The organism is Ktedonobacter racemifer DSM 44963 (assembly GCF_000178855.1).
GTDB classification, from domain to species: domain Bacteria; phylum Chloroflexota; class Ktedonobacteria; order Ktedonobacterales; family Ktedonobacteraceae; genus Ktedonobacter; species Ktedonobacter racemifer.
This window is the reverse complement of sequence record NZ_ADVG01000003.1, coordinates 906,827-923,599: the sequence shown is the minus strand read 5'-3', so window position 1 is coordinate 923,599 and position 16,773 is coordinate 906,827. Positions and strand designations below refer to the sequence as shown.

The following is a 16,773-nucleotide window of genomic DNA, read 5'->3' as shown; positions in this document are numbered from 1 at the left end:
GTATGGGGCGTATCGCGCCATGATATGTAGGCTCGTGCTTCAGCAGCGCGGCTCTCTCCCCCTTGATCGTTTGACAGGTGCCTGGAATTCTTATAAAATCGATCTGCTTCTATTTCATTTAAAGAGTGCAGAGAGGTTGCCGCCTTATGCCGCTTTTAGAGATATTGATGCTCGACGTTGGAGGCGCGATTGCCAAGGGACTGCTCACGCGCTGGCTTAGTAGCAATGCCCTGGTTTCAGATGCCGCGTCGAGCCTGGCGGATGTGTTGAAGACACAGATCAGTGATCGCCTGGCGCAGCAGCGTGCGCGCCAGCAGTTCGAGACCATTGGGGAGAAGGTGGGCGAGAGCCTGGCCCCCATCTTCGAGATAGAGGGAGCCGCCCTGGATGAGGGCTCACGCGCAGCCATCGCCAACGCCGTAGCCGATACACTCAATACGGCTAATAGCGCCCTCCTGGCGCGGCATAACCTGGAGCCGGTCGAGATCGCGCGCGAGTTGCTGAAGGAGCATCCCGCAAGCTCCTATCATTTCTCGCAGAATGAGGGATGTCTCTATGAGCGGATCGTCAATGAATCCTGTCAGTATATTGTGGATATCGCCTCGCAGCTTCCCCAATTTACCGAGCGGACGCTCTCCGAGGTGCTTCTACGTGAGCGCCAACTCGTGAAGACCGCCGAGCGTATTGTGGACGAGGTCACGCGTCTGCGCCAGCAGCTCAATCCCCAGGTAGAGGCGAAGCGCTTTGAGCTGGACTATTGCCGGACGGTGATTCGCAAGCTGGATGAGCTAGAACTCTTTGGTTCCGGGATGTCGGTCACGGCCCGCAAGTACTCCTTGAGCCTATCCTATGTCGCGCCCTCGCTTGAGTACGAGGTACTTAGGCCTTCGCAGGAACATGAGAAGTCTCGTCGCCTCGATTCCGACCTGGCGGGAAAGTCGCAACTGGTGCGCACGGTGGTGGAAGCTCCTAAGCTGCTAGCGGATTCTTCATATCTCTTGCTGCGTGGGGATGCAGGATCGGGGAAAACTACCTTGATGCGCTGGATCGCTGTGCAGGCCGCCTCACAGTGCTTCCCGCCAGAGCTGGCCTCCTGGAATGGGCTGGTACCCTTTTTTATTCGCTTGCGCCGTCATGTGCATCTCGAAGGTGGGGGCGTGCCGCGCTGGCCCGCGCCTGAAGACTTTCCAGGCCTGGTCGCACCAGCCATCGCGGGCGCGATGCCCCAGGGATGGGTCCACAGACAATTGCAGGATGGGCGCGCCATTGTGCTGATCGATGGTATCGACGAGGTGCCAGGGGCCATGCGTGAGAGCGTCTACACCTGGCTGGCGGATCTGCTTGAAAGCTATCCCGCGTCTCGCTTTATCGCCACCTCGCGTCCCTACGCAGCGAGCAAGAATGATCTTCCTGCTCAGGAGCGCCTCAAAGAAGCGCAGGTGCTTCCTAGGAGTCCGGCGGCCATCGAGGACTTTATTACCCACTGGCATGATGCCATTGCGGCTAACCTCCAGGATGCTCAAGAGAAACAAGACCTGCGTGCATCCGCGACACGCCTCGTCGCCGAGATCCGTGGCAACCACGCCCTTCAGCAGCTAGCCACCAGTCCTATACTCTGCGCCATGCTCTGCGCGCTCAATCGCGAGTGGCGCCAGCAACTCCCCTCAAACCGGGTCGCGCTCTACGAGGCCTGTTGTGAATTGCTCATTGAGCGACGCGACCGGGCCAGGCGCATTTCGTTGGTAGATTACCCCGCCGCCGTGCTCTCCTATGAGCAAAAGAGCCTGCTGCTCTCCGACCTGGCCTACTGGCTCGTGCGCAACGGGCAGACCGAGGTCTCTATCGAGACCGTCGATGAGCGGCTAACGCGCCGCCTTGGCCGTATGCTTGGCGTGCTGGGCAATCTGCAAGGAGCAGATGCGCGTCAGCTCTTTATAGAGCGCTCAGGCATCCTGCGTGAGCCAATCAAGGACGCGCTCGACTTTACACATCGTACCTTCCAGGAGTATCTCGCCGCCAGAGCCATAGTCGATGAGAGCGACATCCCCTTGCTCGTCGAGCACGCTCACGACGACCAGTGGCGCGAGGTCGTCCTGCTTACGGTTGGTCTGGCCCCGCGCACAGTCCGCGAAAACCTCGTTGAGCGTCTCCTGAAGCGAGCCGAGACCAGAAAACGCGTCCGCGAGAAGCTCTATCTCCTGGCCGCAGCCTGCACTCAGGTTGCTCATGAAGAGATGAAGCCCGAGATCCAGGCGCGGATCTCGCAGGGCCTCGCCACCCTCGTCCCCTTCCAGAGCGTCGAAGAGGTTGAGGCCATGAGCGCCGCCGGAGCGCTTGCCATCCCCCACCTGGCCCCCCGCTTTGAGTATAGCTCATATATAGTCGCGGCCTGCGTTCGCGTCCTTCTCCAGATAGGGACTGATGCAGCATATGAGGCGCTTATGGCCTACACTACAGACGATACTAATAGGGTTATAGAAGCGCTGGTCATGGGACTTAAAGACGTTATTGATAAGCCTGCCTACGCCCAACGCTTCCTTGCTCATGTCAAAAGTGTTGTCGCCTCATCAGAAACGTTTGAACTCTTGCCCTGGCTTCCTCATCTCACCTCTTTGGAGTTGTTATGGGACTTAACCGTACTGGAGAGACTGCCAGGATTGACCTCCCTGGAGTTGTTTGACCTGGACGAGGTAAGGGACCTAATAGTGCTGGAGAGATTGCCGAGACTGACCTTCCTGAAGTTGTCATCCTTGCCTGGGTTAAGGGACCTAACCGTACTGGAGAGATTGCCAGGACTGACCTCCCTGGAGTTGTTTGATCTGCGTGAGGTAATGGACCTAACCGTGTTGGAGAAGTTGCCAGGACTGACCTCTGTGAAGTTGTCAGTCTTGCGTGAGGTAAGAGATCTAACCGTGTTGGAGAGGTTACCAGGCCTGACTTCTCTGGAGTTGTCAGGTCTGCATAAGGTAATGGACCTAACCGTGCTGGAGAGGCTGCCAGGACTGACCTCCCTGGAACTGTCAGCCCTGCGTGAGGTAATGGACCTAACTGTGTTGGAGAAGTTTTCGGGATTGACATCCTTAAAGTTGTCATATCTGAACGAGGTAGGGGACTTAACAGTGCTAGAGAGGCTACCGGGACTGACCTCTCTGGAGTTGTCATATCTGGACAAGGTAAGGGACCTAACAGTGCTAGAGAGGTTACCGGGACTGACCTCCCTGGAATTGTCAGGTCTGGGAGAGATAAGAGATCTAACAATGCTGGAGAAGTTGCCGCTTCTGACTTCCCTCTCATTGTCTGATTTTCCTGAACTGACAGATCTTTCTGGGTTGGAGAGGTTGCCCAGGCTCACATCCCTAGATTTGTATAACCTACCCAAGGTGAAAGATTTTACAGTGCTGGAGCGGCTTGAAAAGCTTGAGTCTATTACTATTGGCTTGCTGGATAATAGGAGCGTTTTTCCACAAGGGGTGTTGAAGCGGGTACGCATTAAAAGATTGAGATAGTAAGAGAGTTGGTGATGATTGTACTTTAAATAGAAGGAAGGTGTTATGGGCGATCTCTTGTTGACGGCTGGGAAGAGGGCCGAGAGTATTCTCTCAGAGAGATTTGGTGGGCGGGTACGATTGGGTGAGGGAGAGGAGCTACAGGGAAGTGCGCGCTCGCGTGTGCTGCGCTTCCCGGTCCTGGAGGGACCAGACACGGCGCCAGAGAGCGTAATTGTGAAGCATACCAATAGTGAGGCGTTCGCTCGTGAGTCGGGGAGTGATGCGGCCTGGCAGTTGTTTAATGATTGGGCCAGTTTGCAGTTTTTAGGCCAGGTGGACGCTTCGGAGCCGTTCGCGCCAGCCTTCTATGGCGGAGATGCGCAGGTGGGGCTGTATGTCATGGAGGACCTCAAGGCAGGGACGCGCCTGGACCATTTGCTGCTGGGAAGCGATGCGGAGGCCGCCGAGGCCGGGCTGATGGCTTATGCCAGGCTGCATGGTCGCCTGCACGCCCTGACAGCTGGGCGCGAAGCGGAGTATTTGCGGATACGCGAGCAACTGGGGCCAGCCGAGAGCAGCAATAGCTACTATAACTATGAATGGCTTTCCTCGGCCCTGTATGAGATCGCCGAATTGCTAGACGTACCAGTAGCGCCGGGTGCGGAGGAAGAGCTACAGAGCCTGCGTGACTTCCTGCTCGCCCCTGGCTCCTTCAATGTCTTTGTGCAGTCAGATGCCGCGCCGGATAACTTCCTCTTCGATGGCGCGAACTGGTGTTTGCTAGACTTCGAGGGAGCTCGCTATACCCACGCACTGCTCGAAGGGGTCTATTGTCGTATGCCCTTTCCGACCTGCTGGTGTGTCTACCATATGCCTGAGCCGCTGATCCAGCGCATGGAGGCCGTCTACCGGGCCGAGCTGGCAAAGGGCTGTCCTGAGGCGGCGGACGATGCGCTCTTCTACCCAGCCCTGGTCGGGGCCTGCGTCGCCTGGGCGCTGAGCTTTCACGCTATGATGCGCCCCCTGGAAAAGATGCTCGAGCAGGATCGCCTGCTGATCGCGCTTACCGACCGCCAGCGCTTCCTGCTCTATCTCAACTCCGCTGCTCAGGCCTGTGCATCTTTTGGCTACCTCCAGGCCGTCGGCGACACTCTGCGCACTTGCGCCCAGCAACTCACCCAACGCTGGCCCGAGGCCGCCGATCCTCCTTACTACCCGGCCTTTAATACCATATAGGCGCTACTTAATAAGGAGAATAATAAGGGGGATGCACTCATTTCCGGTAGGGACCAGCTTTAGCGCGTCCGAAGGCGATTAATCGCACTTCGGCGCTAGCCAAAACGCTCCTGTTTTCCCATTATGCTCCTGTGAGAGCAAGGTCACTCCTCTGCCAAAGAAGGCACGCGGATGATGGGTTCTAGTGGCGAGTCAACAGCTTCCCATACAGCACAACCGGGCGAAATACTCAGCCACAGCGCGGCCTACGGTAAGCGGAGCGCGTAGAGCGCTCCGGGTGTCGCCAGGTACACGCTGCTATCGAGAACCGTGATCGAGTATCCAGGACCAAAGTTATTGCGAAAGTTTGCCATCCAGAATGGCTTGCAGGTGACGCTTCCGCAGCCAGCAGCCCGAAAGGTATAGAACTGGCCATCCTGACCAATCACATAGACAACCCCATTTGCCACGACTGGCGAAGCGTAGAAACCACCTTCACCCGCGACGCCAGTTTTGTCGATAGATGCATTCCAGAGCGTGGCCCCCGTTCTGGCATTCACGGCGAACAGATATCCCCCTCCAAAGACAGGATCTGCCACCGTCCCCAAATAGAGCACGCCATTGGCTACAGATGGGGGATAGTCTATCTGACCCAGTGCACCGGTAGACTTGGGCAGGCCAAAAGAGGAGTTCCAGAGAGGGGAACAGATCGCTGCGTCACAGCCGGTTGCGTTAAAGGCAAATACATTGCCGGTATCCGCAGCAGCGTAGACTATTCCTTGTGCCACGACTGGGGTAAAAGGGTCCCAACTGTTTACCATGCCGCGCCAGAGCATTGCGCCGTTCCTGACTTCGAACGCATACAAGTACTGACTGCCCCCCACATAGACGACCCCATTCGCTTCAGCAGGTATGCTCGCTCCGCCATTTCTCGGGTTGGTGGGAACATCTACATGGGTACTCCAGCGAACGGTCCCTGACCTAGCATCGACTGCGTAGACGTTTCCATTGATTGTGTGGAGGTAGAGGGTACCGTTTACCACGATCGGCGCCGCATTCTGATAGGTATCGGAGACTGCATCGGTAAGGCGGATCGACCAGATTTGAGCGCCTGTGCGCGCATTGAGGGCGTCGAGCATACCGGAGACCGCAGCGGCGTAGACGACGCCATTGGCTACAGCTACTGTATAGATATCGCTTGTAGAGTCGTCGTAGAGACTTCGTCCCCCTGCCTGAACGGGCAAATTTGACTTCTTCCACAGTACTTTGCTTGTCTGACTGTCAAGCGCATAGAGGGTACTGACGGGATAGGCGTTCCCATCTGGTGAGGCGACATTTTGGCTGGAAGTAATATAGAGGACGCCATTGGCCACGACCGGAGGGTGAAGGTTGTAACCCGTATAGCTTGTCCAGGCGGTTTGCAGGGTGGGGATGTTTGTCTGGTTGAGAGTATGTTCAAGTGTATTATCTTCTGTATGTTGAGCATCTAAACCGAACATCGTCCAGCCCGCTGAAGCCCCATTGGAAGAGACATCTGGCGCGGTAGGCGTAACGCCCAGTGAGGCGTGAACCGAAGAAGTGGGGCGAGGGGTAGGGATAGGCTGGTGTTTCACAAACGAAAGAAGACTATTGCCGGCTACGGCCCCAAGAACGACAAGGAGCAATAGCATGAGAAGTGCTGCTTTGCTTGGCGAAGAAAGAAGATTTTTCCGCAACTGAGAGGATGGCACCTCCGCCCTTCTTCTGCCGCGCTGCGGGGTTTCCCGTACACTTTCCCGCTTAGCCTGACTAGCCTGCTCCAGGGCTTCAGCGAACTCCTGCACGCTGGTGAACCGTTGGTGGGGTTCTTTCGCCAGCGCCTTGAGCACCACCCGTTCAACGGCTGGTATGACGCCTGGAAGCTTTTCCCGTAGTGGCTGTGGGGGATCGTTCAGATGCTGCATTGCTATCTCTATAGGGGAGCCATCAAACGGGGGCTCTCCGCAAAGCCATTCGTAGATAACGACGCCAAGCGCGTACTGGTCGCTGGCGGGGCGGGCCTTTTTGCGTAGTTGCTCCGGTGCCATGTAGGTGACTGTGCCGATGGCGTCTTGTGTGCGCAGCGAATGGGTATTGTGAGCCACAACAGCAATGCCGAAATCGCTGAGCAAAATCTCATTCTCGCTGCCGATCAACAGATTATCAGGTTTGATATCACGATGAATAAGGTTTTTTTTATGCGCATACTGGAGGGCGGCTGCAATCGATTTGACGTAGGAGACAACGATCGATAAAGGTAGACGGGTGCCTGCGGGATGACGCTGACCCAATGAGCCATAAGGGGCATAGGACATCACAATAAATGGGATGCCCGCTTCCATGCCGAACTCGAGGATGCCTACGATGTTGGGGTGATGCAAGTTGATAAGGGTACGCGCCTCGTTGCTGAATTGTGCGAACTCGTTGTCTTTAAGCCTGGTATCGAGTATTTTAATGGCCGCTTCTGTGCCGAGGTAGAGGTGTTTGCCCAGGTAGACTTCGGAGGAACCACCCTCGCCAATGAGCGTGAGGAGCCGATAGTTGCCGAATTGCCTACCTTGATATTTGCCTACCATTTCGTTCATGCTTGAGCCTCACTCGAGAAACAGAGGATATTTGATTAGCCTTTTGTTTGATAGTAGAGACTCTGTCTCTGTTGGTATTACGTAGGCCAGCAAACCTATTATCACATACTGAGTACGCAACCGTAGAAAAAAGAAGCGGAATTCATGCGGCCGGGGCTAACCTGAAAAGCGCTCAACATTCACGCAAATTATCAGCTAATACTGCTGATTCAATGGAAGTCAGCACCCCCACGGGATTATCCATATTGGCGCAGACCCAGAGTGAGCCCATGTTTTGACTTTTAGCTTATTTGCTTCTCATACAAAATTACTTCGATGCCCTGATAATTGTCGCGGCCTACTTCGCGGAAGCCGTTCTTCTCGTAGAGCCTCTGGGCGGGAATCTGGAGGATGGAGGTGTCGAGGTGCAGGGTCCGGTAGCCGAGGGCGCGGACACGGGCTTCGAGTTCAGTCAGAATGAGCTGGCCGTAGCCGTGCCCCTGGTGATCGGGATGGACGCGCATACGCTTGATCTCGGCGCGCTCCGGACCTGTGCGCTTGAAGGCGCCCATCGCGACAAACTGGCCATCGCATTCACCAATCAGAAACTCTCCCTGATTCTGGAGATATACCTCCTCGATGGCATAGACATCATCATCCCAGGGACCGCGGCCCAGGTAGGCCCCGGTCTGCTGAAGGGCATGCACATGCAAATGTTCGACTGCTTCTCGATCAGCAGATTCATAACGGCGCAAGGTGAACATGAAACGTATCCTCCGCTACTTCTCGCGGATCGCGCCGTTCGCTAGCGGCGCAATCGGTTGCTTGTTACTGTTAAGGATCATATGCGCTGGGACAAGCCACTGTCAAGAAGTCACTGGCTCATGACAGAGAAACGATGAGCACATCATTGTCCGACTCTCATCTTTTGTAAGAAATGCCTGTCCTCATAGAAAACTGAATCGGTCAGGGCAGAGAAGGAAAAGCCCCAGATAATATAATCAATGTTCAGCTGCCGTAGGTTACTGTTGATAGCATGGTAAAAGCGTTGAATAATACGTTGCGCCCGCTTATGAGCGGTAGGGGAGCCATCTAGGAAGGCCTCAACTGCGCGCAACAAGGCCTTCCTGTAAATTCTTCTCGACATATTTTACCTGAAATATATTATTAGTGTTTGTGCTTATTTCTCGCCGATGAGGGCCACGTTGTTGTACTGGCGGGAGAAGGGGCCACGCTCCAGGCGCACCACTTTGAAGCCGTTGCGCAGCATATCTGGAACGACCTGCTCCTCAAGAAGTGTCTGGAGGTGGCTAAACTCTTCCACGCCCTGGTCGTTGAGCTTGCCGGTCGCCAGGGTGACGACCAGCCTGCCAGCAGGCTTGAGGACACGCAGTAGCTCCTGTGTTATGAGCGAGGGTTCTGACCAGAAATAAAAGGTGTGAATGGTCATGATCCTGTCGAACTGCTGATCCTCAAAGGGGAGGGCGGCGATGTCTCCTTGCTTTAAGATGACGCGCCCGGCCCTTATGGCCTGTGCGTTTCGCCTGGTCGCTACCTGAAGCATAGTCTTCGAGAGGTCAATACCCATGACGTGTCCAGCGGGTGCCTTTTCGGTGGCCAGCTTGATGCCCCGCCCCGCGCCAAAGCCCACCTCTAATATTGTATCTGTAGGCTGAATTTGCAGTAGATCCAGTGTCCAGTCGGTCTCTGGCTGGTGCTGGCGTAGCATTCTCTCACCAACCATGCGACCCAGTATCCCTACTGGCCGCTGGTGCTGCCGACCCCACATGGCGTCGAGACGCTGCTTTAGCTTCATTGAATCCCTCCAGCGAAAATATGTTCTAGCGAACGCTAGTATACCATAATAGCGGTCGGGAAGCCAATCCTTCACAGAAGGGGGAGTTCTAGCGATCTTGTACAAAGGCTCCTTCAACCATAGGCGCCCCATTTACGATTCCACCGGGAAATTTTGTAATCTTGTCCAGACGATCGCCACGCGAGATGGCTCTCCAGGCCGGTAGGGACCCGGTTTACCGCGTCCGAAGGCGATTGATCGCCTGTGGGCGCAGCCCCAAGCGCTCCCTTGTGTCATGTCGCGTTCAAGGAGGCTTCTTCACTGGCCGAAAAAGGCTTTCGCCGCACTGCCATAAATGGCATTCGGACGCGGTAAACCGGGTCCCTACCGGTCTGGGAAAGCGCCTCCGTGCAATGGGCAATTCTCCAAGCTCGGACACTTGTCTGAACAAAATTTTCCAGCGGAGTCGTTTACGGGACGCCTATGGTTGAAGGGGGCCAGGCGCTTGTGGGATTGGGCATGCCTGCCTTTTCAAAGCTTGAATTTTAGGGAAATATAGGCTAGTGATTTACGGTGGAATTCTTAGTGCATCTGTATATGCTATTTTGGCTGTGAGGTATTACCACAAATTCGTGCTTAGAACATTTGGATAAAGGCTGTACAATAGATGGGTTTATGTGGTATGATTGGAAGTAAGAACAAATGCACCAATATATAAGACATGTGAGAGGATAGCTTCATCTTCTTTGCATGTGTAAGCGGCGGTTGATAGATGGAAGGGATAGCAACACCATGACCATGAGCCAGACACGTAGATGCCCCTACTACTCTTATCCACGCTCTTCACTGCTACGCAGGTGCGCGCCATAATTCTATAGAAAGGAAAACGGAACCACCTTTTGTGTGAGGAGTACCGATTAGCAGTCAGTAGCTCGCTCAGGTAATTCCGTCCCAAAACTGTATGTCTATAATACAGTTATTCTTTGACCATGTCAATGGGTTAAATATCAATATAAATGCGTTTTGTAGCGTAGTACCACAGTCTGGAAAGATCTCTATGCCGCACCAACAGCCGGTGCAGGGAAGCCACCAGGGCGAGGATACGCCAGCAGTAGCATCAGTAATCTCTAAAAACGTCTCTAAAAACGTCTCCGAAAATACCCCACTTGAAAGTACTACCTTCCAATTTGGCTATCGCGAGTTTGAGGGTCCGCAGGGGAATCGCCGTCTGCGCCGTCTAATGAAATATGTCCTTCCACGCGCGCTCGCAGCCCTCTGGGAGGCGATCATTGAATTTCAGAAGCGAACCGGTAAGGCCTATGTCGGCGTTCAAGCCCTGGCAAATTTCATGAATCGCTGCGAACGTACGATACGCAAAGGCCTTAATGAACTGGTCAGCCGGGGCCTGATCATATTGAAGAGCGGCTGGATCTCTATTCAGGGAGAGGATCAGAGCGTTCAGCGACGCCGTGTGACTCTCAAAGAATGTAACCCACTGAATGACCTGGCATACCGCTACTTTCTGTGGGAGAAATCGCCGGGATATGTAGCGCCCACCTGGGACAATGCCAAATATATTCTGCACCACGAGGAGATTCTCAACCAGGTGCGTGACTTCGACAATTACCAGCGCATCTTCAAGAAGAAGCCGGGACCCAAAGGCCGTCATGAGCATAAACGGCGCCCCTCCGTGTGTTGCGACAATCATGCATGTTCCTTTTGCTATGACGAGGATGATAGGCTCAAAGATGAGCTGGGTGTACGCGTGCGGGCGCTCCTGAATACGAAAGATATGCTAGAGTGCGATAGAGGCAGAATAAGCGCACTTTGGAATAAATATCTCCAAGGACATTCCCCGTATAGTATAGATACTAAAGTTAATAGTGAGAGTTCGAATTCGAATTCGAAGCTGGATTTTTTGCAGAAATGGTTTGAGATTTTTCTTCGAGAAGAAGAGGATCTGTGCCAGAAGTATAGTTGCAACCATTGCAAGCAGATGACGCTCACTCAGGGAGACTCCTGTGAGCAACATTCTCGGGACGAGCAGCCTTCTAGCACTCCCACTTTTGGAGAAATTGGCCCCGAGCAGGCGAGCGAGCATAAAGCAAGCGTACAGATCGAGGAGCTGGTGGTAGAGACGAAGCCTCCCCAGGCGGAGGTCCAGGCGCCATCCGCGAAGCTGTCCCAGGTGAAGGTCCAGGAGACAACCGTCCAGGTCGCTGTGCAGCCAGGAGGTGGCAACTGGCAGGAGCGCTATCAGCCCCTGGCGCAGGGACCGCTCACGCACGAGGAACTGGCCCGGCGCAAGGCTGGAGGCGGGAAAGCCAGGCCAACAGGCAAGAAAGACGTGGCGAAACAGTATCGCCCACAGCGCCTGCCGAGTATCGAGGATCAGAAGCGTATGCAGCCTCGCCAGCCCCTGACGCACCGCCTGATGATACTGGGCTACAGCGTCTCGGAGAAGCTCCGTGATGCCAATCCCTACTCGGCGCAGAGCTGCCTGGTAAATCACATGCAGCGCCTCCTGCACTTTGCTGCCGAGGCGCACCTGGAGGATCACGCCAGCGTCGTCGAGGATTGGTTCTACCAGACCATAGAATATTACCAGGATGCCGCCTATGCCCTGGCAGGCGTGCGTAGCCACACCGACCAGGGGCAGATCAAACGCATGCCCTGGTTTGTGACAGCTCTGAACAACGCCGTCGTCGATGCCTGCAAAGCACTCTCACGCGGCGAGCCTCTGCCAACACCTGCCAACCAGGCGAGGGATGAAGACGCGGATAAAGAAGCCATCACACCAGTGGTGGAGCCTTGTGAGGAGGATTCTATGCAGCCAGCCGAGCCAGCTGAAATCAACGCGCGAACATCTGATGAGCAGTCAAGTGTATGGCATGAAGTCACTATGCCACCATATGAAATGCAACCTGTGCCTATGCAGCCAGAAGAGCCAGAAGAGAAGCTAAATTCTCAAGACGGTTCTTATAGCCAGGAAGCGCCCGGCGAGAATGTAGGGTCCATGCTGGCATGGACTGCGAGCGTTGTCCAGGAGCCGCCGCAGGTGGATCCTTTCCCTTATCCGGCGCGCCTGAAGGTGAGGCGAAGGCTGGAGCGCCTTGGAGTCCAAGAGCCGCTTGTGCTAAAAGCTACTTGTCCAAAATGCAATTGCCGCTTCGCGTATACTGAGCTGGGAAGCGACGGTGGAATGGATTGCTACTGCTGTCGCTGCTCACCCTCCCCGGCATGGTCTGATGACCTCTACCTGCGCGTCTTAGAGGTGTTGAGCCTTCCCGTTGAAGTGGTCAAGAACTGGGGCTGGGCTTGAGCAGGCGCCAGGTGAAAGAGTTTCCTGCTCGCTTGTTATAGTAGAGTTAGGATGGTAAGATAAGCGAAAATCTTAAGAAACAAGGATTTGTACGCGTGTCGACAATTTTTGTGACTATACTCGCAATTCTCGGTATTGTTCTGCTGGTGTTGCTGACCACAACGCTGTACTTCTATCGCCTGGGGATCGTGCGGCAAGCGAGCAAGAAGATGCTGGCGACGAGTCCCGACCTGCCTAATTACCAGGAGGGAGATGTTCCGGTCGAGGAGACGCCCTGGATCGAGCGGCAGCCCTTTGAGGACATCGACATGATGTCTATGGATGGACTGAAATTGCGCGGCTATTACCTGCCTGCGCCGGCTCCCACGGTGAAGACTGCCATCCTGGCGCATGGCTATACTGGTCACGCCAAGAAAGATATGGCCTTGCTGGCTCAGCTCTATCATGAAGAGTTTGGCTATAATGTGTTTATGCCCGATGATCGTGGGCACGGCGCCAGCGAAGGCGGCTATATTGGCTTTGGCTGGCCCGACCGCCTGGACTACATCAAGTGGATTCATTACATCATCCAGCGCGTCGGTCCAGAGAGCGCAATCGTCCTGCATGGTATCTCGATGGGGGGCGCGACGGTCCTGATGACGAGCGGAGAGCGCTTGCCGGAGCAGGTCAGATGCGTGATTGCCGATTGCGCCTATACCTCAGTGAAGGATATTCTCTCTTACCAACTGAGGCGCATGTATAAGCTACCACCCTTCCCCCTGGTCTACCTGACGAGCCTGGTCTGCAAGCTGCATGCCGGCTACTTCTTTGGTGAGGCCTCGGCCCTCAAGCAGGTGCGCAAGACCTGGCTCCCGACCCTCTTTATCCATGGCGCGGACGACACCTTCGTCCCCACTTCGATGGCCTACCCTCTCTACGAGGCCTGCCCCGTCGATAAAGAACTCCTGATCATTCCTGAGGCAACCCATGGCATGGCCTACTCGACCGACCCTCAAGTGTATGCCGCCAAAACGCGAGCCTTTTTGAAGCGCTACATGAATTAATTTTTAAAGGACCTGGCCAGGCGTTTGACGATCTCTCTCAAAAGCTGATACTATAAAAAAACGCATAGAAACATGTAAATGCTGTGTTCGCCCATAGAAGGAGATTTCTGTCATGGAATTGACATCTACACAGAAGCAAGCGCTTTACGAACAAGGGTATGTAGCATTGCCTGGTATTGTGCCTCAGGAACTGGTTGAGAAGGCCTTACATGCGATAAACGCCTCGTTGGGTTCTGAGGGGATGGATCCCCAGCGCTTGCCTATTTTGAGGGCGCAAACATACTGCCCAGAAATTACAGCATCGCCTGAAATTACCAATTTACTCACCGAGTCGCCGCTCTGGAGCTTGAGCGAGTCGGTTATTGGACAGGGGAGTATCCTTCCTGTAAAAAGTGGCCAGATTGCTCTGCGCTTTCCCGCGCCTGGTCCCGCCCGCTTGCCTCGTCCCCACCTGGATGGAATGTATTCGCCAAACAATGGGGTCAAAGAGGGAGCGATAGACAATTTTACGGCGCTTATCGGCGTCTTCCTGAGCGCTATTCCTCATGATTTTATGGGTAACCTGGCGGTCTGGCCCGGAACGCATCGGTTATTTGAGGACTATTTTCGCAAGCACACGCCACAGTCCCTCCTCAAGGGTCTGCCTGAGGTAAATTTGCCTGAGCTACAGCAGATTACCGCCCAGCCCGGCGATGCCGTCCTCTGCCATTATCAATTGGGGCATGGAATCACCATAAATACTTCGCCCTATATCCGCTACGCTATCTTCTTCCGCCTGCGCCATGTCAACCACGAACAGTGGCAATGGGAATGTATGACCAATATCTGGCGCGAATGGGCAGGCATGCACGATTTTGTGAATAGCAGGGTGGGTTAAGAGGGCCAATTCTATCCTGTAAATGTGCTACAGTAGCATTGTGAGAGCAAATAGTGCTCTGCGCGCATGAGAAAGGATAGGTGGGTACCCATGGACCAGAGAATTGTCCACTTGTTTGTGTGTGATGGCCTCTCCGATTGGGAGATAGGCTATGTGCTGCCCATGCTGAATAATCCAGCTGTGGGCTATAGTGTGCGAACTGTTGGGGTGGGCCGGGAGCCAGTCAGGACGGCTGGTGGCCTGACCATCCTGCCTGATCTCCAGCTTGCTGAACTAGAGCTGGCACAGAGCGCGATGTTGATTTTGCCTGGCAGCGGTGCCTGGGAGCAAGGCGGCTATCCTGAAGCGATCGATAAAGCCAGGAAGTTTTTAGCGGCAGATGTGCCTGTAGCGGCTATCTGCGGAGCAACAGCAGGCCTGGCGCTGGCAAGCCTGCTGGATGATAGACCCCATACGAGCAATGCTCGCGAGTACCTACAATCGCTGGGCTATCGTGGCGAGGCTTTCTATCAAGATCAGCCAGTGGTGACCGATGGCAACCTGATTACGGCGAGCGCGACCGCCTCCATTGCCTTTGCATATCATATTTTGCAGAAGTTGCAGGCCTATACTCCACGTGTGCATGAGGCCTGGTATGGCCTGTTTACTACCGGGGACCAGGCATACTTCTACGCCTGGCGACAGGCAGCCGCTGAGGAGAGCGCAGGCGTGTAGTTTGCGACATAGAGAGTTCCATCTTTTCGCCCTTCGCTTGATGGAAGCGCACTGTCCTTTATGGAAGCTTCTACCTGTTCCAAAGGGCAGGAGAACAGTCTTGTCCCACATATCTCTAGAAGGTTTTGCTGGCGGAGATGACGATGTAGCCGGGAACGTGCCAATACCTCTCTGCGTTGTGCTGGCGGGCGATGGCCTCGTCGAGCTGAGGTTCAATGACGTTCTGGATAGTACAGCCCTCCTGGAGGACGCTATTGAGATATGTGCTCAGGGGGCGGTGAATAAAGTGGCCCAGGTTTTGTTTGATGGCTCGCTCCTGGAAGTAGTCGCGAATCTCAACATAGCCCTTTTCTTTCCAGGCCGCGCCCGTCTCCTCAAAGCAGGGATGGAGCAGGGAGAAGATCAGCTCACCTCGATGTTTGAGTGCCTGCACGCAGTTGTGGAGCGCAGGCTGGAAGTCTGGAATGTCCATAAAGACCATATTAGCGATCACATAGTCGAATGTCTCGCTGGGGCTGGTCCAGCTTGAGAGGTCGGCCTGCTGATAGGTAATGCCCAGCTGTTCCGTCTCCTCCCGGCGCTGGGCATAGCGATACCAGGCCTCGGCTGGCTCGACTCCGGTCACCAGTGCTCCTCTTTTAGCGAGTAGGCGCGAGAGATAGCCCTGCCCACAGCCTGCATCCAGGATACGTTTGCCCTTTACGTCTCCCAAGAGGGCGAAGATGACCGCATTAAGTAGGTATTTGCGCGTAAAGTCACCCTCGTCGCTAAAACTCTCGACACTCTCCTGAGAAGCCTTTCCCCACGAGCTTATGGCATCCGCGTTGTTTATTTGCTCCATTGTCTTCTCCTTTTATGTTCTTTATCTGCACATATAAACAGCGCTTAGTATATCATATTGCTGAAGAAGGATGAGCTAGACTATGCTATACTCTTCTGTAGCAGGAGGCGCATGAAGAGCGATTAGAGAGCTTATTTTGCGAGATATACCCATGATGTTGATGGCAGCTGAAGCTGGTCCCTATCAGTGCCAGGTGCTCACTTCCTTGAAGAGTGCAGACACCAACAGGGTACAGCGCGTGGCGATTTCTCTAGGCGTGGACGGTCTTCCCTGTTCAAGCCACCAGGTAATAGCCTCCACAAGCATCGTGGACACCAGGTCTGGCACCAACCCATCGGAGAGTAAGAGGACAGGCTGGTCTGCCACAGTAGACCTGGCTAGCCCATGTCCCTGCCCATGCTCTTTGACCAGGTCAGCCAGAGACGCACGCATCTTTCTTACAAACCAGGGGCTTCCCTTGCTGCCCAGCAGCGCTCGATAGAGTCGCTCGTATTTTGCGATATGCTCGAAGAATGTTACCCAGACCTCTGGGGGATGCTGCCCTGGACCCATCTCTCCAACCGCGTTGAGCAAGGCGCTCATGGCTTCCTCAAAGATCTGTTCCACCAGGTCATATTTATCTTGATAATTGCGATAGAACGCGGCCCGGCTCACCATCGCACGCTCGGTCAATTCGCCGATGGTGAGTGCTTCGAAGCCCCGCTCCTCGATCAACTCAACTAACGCCTCCCGCAACAGTTTCTGCGTCCGTCTCACGCGTAGATTGCTTGCCGATTGAGTCATTTTACGCTCCTTGTCTCATCTGAGACATATTTCCCTGATTGAGTCTTGTCTCTTAGCATTCGCCCAACTACACTGAGAAAAAGATCACAAAGGTCCATCTGAAACAGTATGTC

11 protein-coding genes are annotated in these 16,773 nt (G+C 54.6%); 6 read left to right on the top strand and 5 right to left on the bottom strand.

Features of this window, described 5'->3' with window-relative positions; translation table 11 throughout:
* The first annotated feature begins 146 nt into the window (after positions 1 to 146).
* A complete protein-coding gene (locus KRAC_RS33015; RefSeq protein ID WP_007914849.1) occupies positions 147 to 3,506 on the top strand; it encodes an NACHT domain-containing protein in 3,360 nt (1,119 codons plus the stop codon).
* 45 nt (positions 3,507 to 3,551) lie between these two features.
* Complete coding sequence (locus KRAC_RS33010) at positions 3,552 to 4,724, top strand: phosphotransferase family protein (protein ID WP_007914844.1); 1,173 nt, start codon at positions 3,552 to 3,554, stop codon at positions 4,722 to 4,724.
* A gap of 245 nt (positions 4,725 to 4,969) precedes the next feature.
* On the opposite strand, the gene KRAC_RS62975 is transcribed toward KRAC_RS33010, so the two are convergent.
* The 3 genes from KRAC_RS62975 to KRAC_RS32990 all read right to left on the bottom strand — a co-directional run bounded on the left by KRAC_RS62975 (position 4,970) and on the right by KRAC_RS32990 (position 9,101).
* On the bottom strand, positions 4,970 to 7,306 hold the full coding sequence (locus tag KRAC_RS62975; RefSeq protein WP_007914843.1) for a protein kinase domain-containing protein: 2,337 nt from the start codon (positions 7,304 to 7,306) through the stop codon (positions 4,970 to 4,972).
* 281 nt (positions 7,307 to 7,587) lie between these two features.
* A complete protein-coding gene (locus KRAC_RS33000) occupies positions 7,588 to 8,049 on the bottom strand; it encodes a GNAT family N-acetyltransferase (RefSeq protein WP_007914841.1) in 462 nt (153 codons plus the stop codon).
* A gap of 416 nt (positions 8,050 to 8,465) precedes the next feature.
* Positions 8,466 to 9,101, bottom strand: a complete 636-nt coding sequence (locus KRAC_RS32990; RefSeq protein WP_007914837.1) for a class I SAM-dependent methyltransferase — start codon at positions 9,099 to 9,101, stop codon at positions 8,466 to 8,468.
* Between the two features lie 1,036 nt (positions 9,102 to 10,137).
* Between KRAC_RS32990 and KRAC_RS32985 the strand changes: the two genes are divergently transcribed.
* The 4 genes from KRAC_RS32985 to KRAC_RS32970 all read left to right on the top strand — a co-directional run bounded on the left by KRAC_RS32985 (position 10,138) and on the right by KRAC_RS32970 (position 15,036).
* Positions 10,138 to 12,402 (top strand): helix-turn-helix domain-containing protein, encoded by a 2,265-nt coding sequence (locus tag KRAC_RS32985; RefSeq protein WP_007914836.1) that lies wholly within the window; start codon positions 10,138 to 10,140, stop codon positions 12,400 to 12,402.
* Positions 12,403 to 12,497: 95 nt separating this feature from the next.
* Positions 12,498 to 13,445, top strand: coding sequence for an alpha/beta hydrolase (locus KRAC_RS32980; protein ID WP_007914835.1), 948 nt, complete (start codon positions 12,498 to 12,500; stop codon positions 13,443 to 13,445).
* A 112-nt stretch (positions 13,446 to 13,557) separates the two neighbouring features.
* Positions 13,558 to 14,322, top strand: coding sequence for a phytanoyl-CoA dioxygenase family protein (locus KRAC_RS32975; protein WP_007914834.1), 765 nt, complete (start codon positions 13,558 to 13,560; stop codon positions 14,320 to 14,322).
* A 90-nt stretch (positions 14,323 to 14,412) separates the two neighbouring features.
* Positions 14,413 to 15,036, top strand: a complete 624-nt coding sequence (locus KRAC_RS32970) for a type 1 glutamine amidotransferase family protein (protein ID WP_007914833.1) — start codon at positions 14,413 to 14,415, stop codon at positions 15,034 to 15,036.
* 115 nt (positions 15,037 to 15,151) lie between these two features.
* Here KRAC_RS32970 and KRAC_RS32965 read toward each other — a convergent pair whose 3' ends face one another.
* Both KRAC_RS32965 and KRAC_RS32960 read right to left on the bottom strand, forming a co-directional pair.
* The gene (locus tag KRAC_RS32965) at positions 15,152 to 15,877 is read right to left on the bottom strand and encodes a class I SAM-dependent methyltransferase (RefSeq protein WP_007914832.1); all 726 of its coding nucleotides are present in this window, start codon (positions 15,875 to 15,877) and stop codon (positions 15,152 to 15,154) included.
* Between the two features lie 183 nt (positions 15,878 to 16,060).
* Positions 16,061 to 16,660, bottom strand: coding sequence for a TetR/AcrR family transcriptional regulator (locus KRAC_RS32960; RefSeq protein ID WP_007914831.1), 600 nt, complete (start codon positions 16,658 to 16,660; stop codon positions 16,061 to 16,063).
* Positions 16,661 to 16,773 lie beyond the last annotated feature (113 nt).

Bases quoted from the DNA above. Each gene is read 5' to 3' on its own strand.
- KRAC_RS33000 (WP_007914841.1), bottom strand. From the start codon at position 8,049: ATGTTCACCTTGCGCCGTTATGAATCTGCTGATCGAGAAGCAGTCGAA.
- KRAC_RS32965 (WP_007914832.1), bottom strand. From the start codon at position 15,877: ATGGAGCAAATAAACAACGCGGATGCCATAAGCTCGTGGGGAAAGGCT.
- KRAC_RS33010 (WP_007914844.1), top strand. From the start codon at position 3,552: ATGGGCGATCTCTTGTTGACGGCTGGGAAGAGGGCCGAGAGTATTCTC.
- KRAC_RS32960 (WP_007914831.1), bottom strand. From the start codon at position 16,660: ATGACTCAATCGGCAAGCAATCTACGCGTGAGACGGACGCAGAAACTG.
- KRAC_RS32975 (WP_007914834.1), top strand. From the start codon at position 13,558: ATGGAATTGACATCTACACAGAAGCAAGCGCTTTACGAACAAGGGTAT.
- KRAC_RS32970 (WP_007914833.1), top strand. From the start codon at position 14,413: ATGGACCAGAGAATTGTCCACTTGTTTGTGTGTGATGGCCTCTCCGAT.
- KRAC_RS33015 (WP_007914849.1), top strand. From the start codon at position 147: ATGCCGCTTTTAGAGATATTGATGCTCGACGTTGGAGGCGCGATTGCC.
- KRAC_RS62975 (WP_007914843.1), bottom strand. From the start codon at position 7,306: ATGAACGAAATGGTAGGCAAATATCAAGGTAGGCAATTCGGCAACTAT.
- KRAC_RS32990 (WP_007914837.1), bottom strand. From the start codon at position 9,101: ATGAAGCTAAAGCAGCGTCTCGACGCCATGTGGGGTCGGCAGCACCAG.
- KRAC_RS32985 (WP_007914836.1), top strand. From the start codon at position 10,138: ATGCCGCACCAACAGCCGGTGCAGGGAAGCCACCAGGGCGAGGATACG.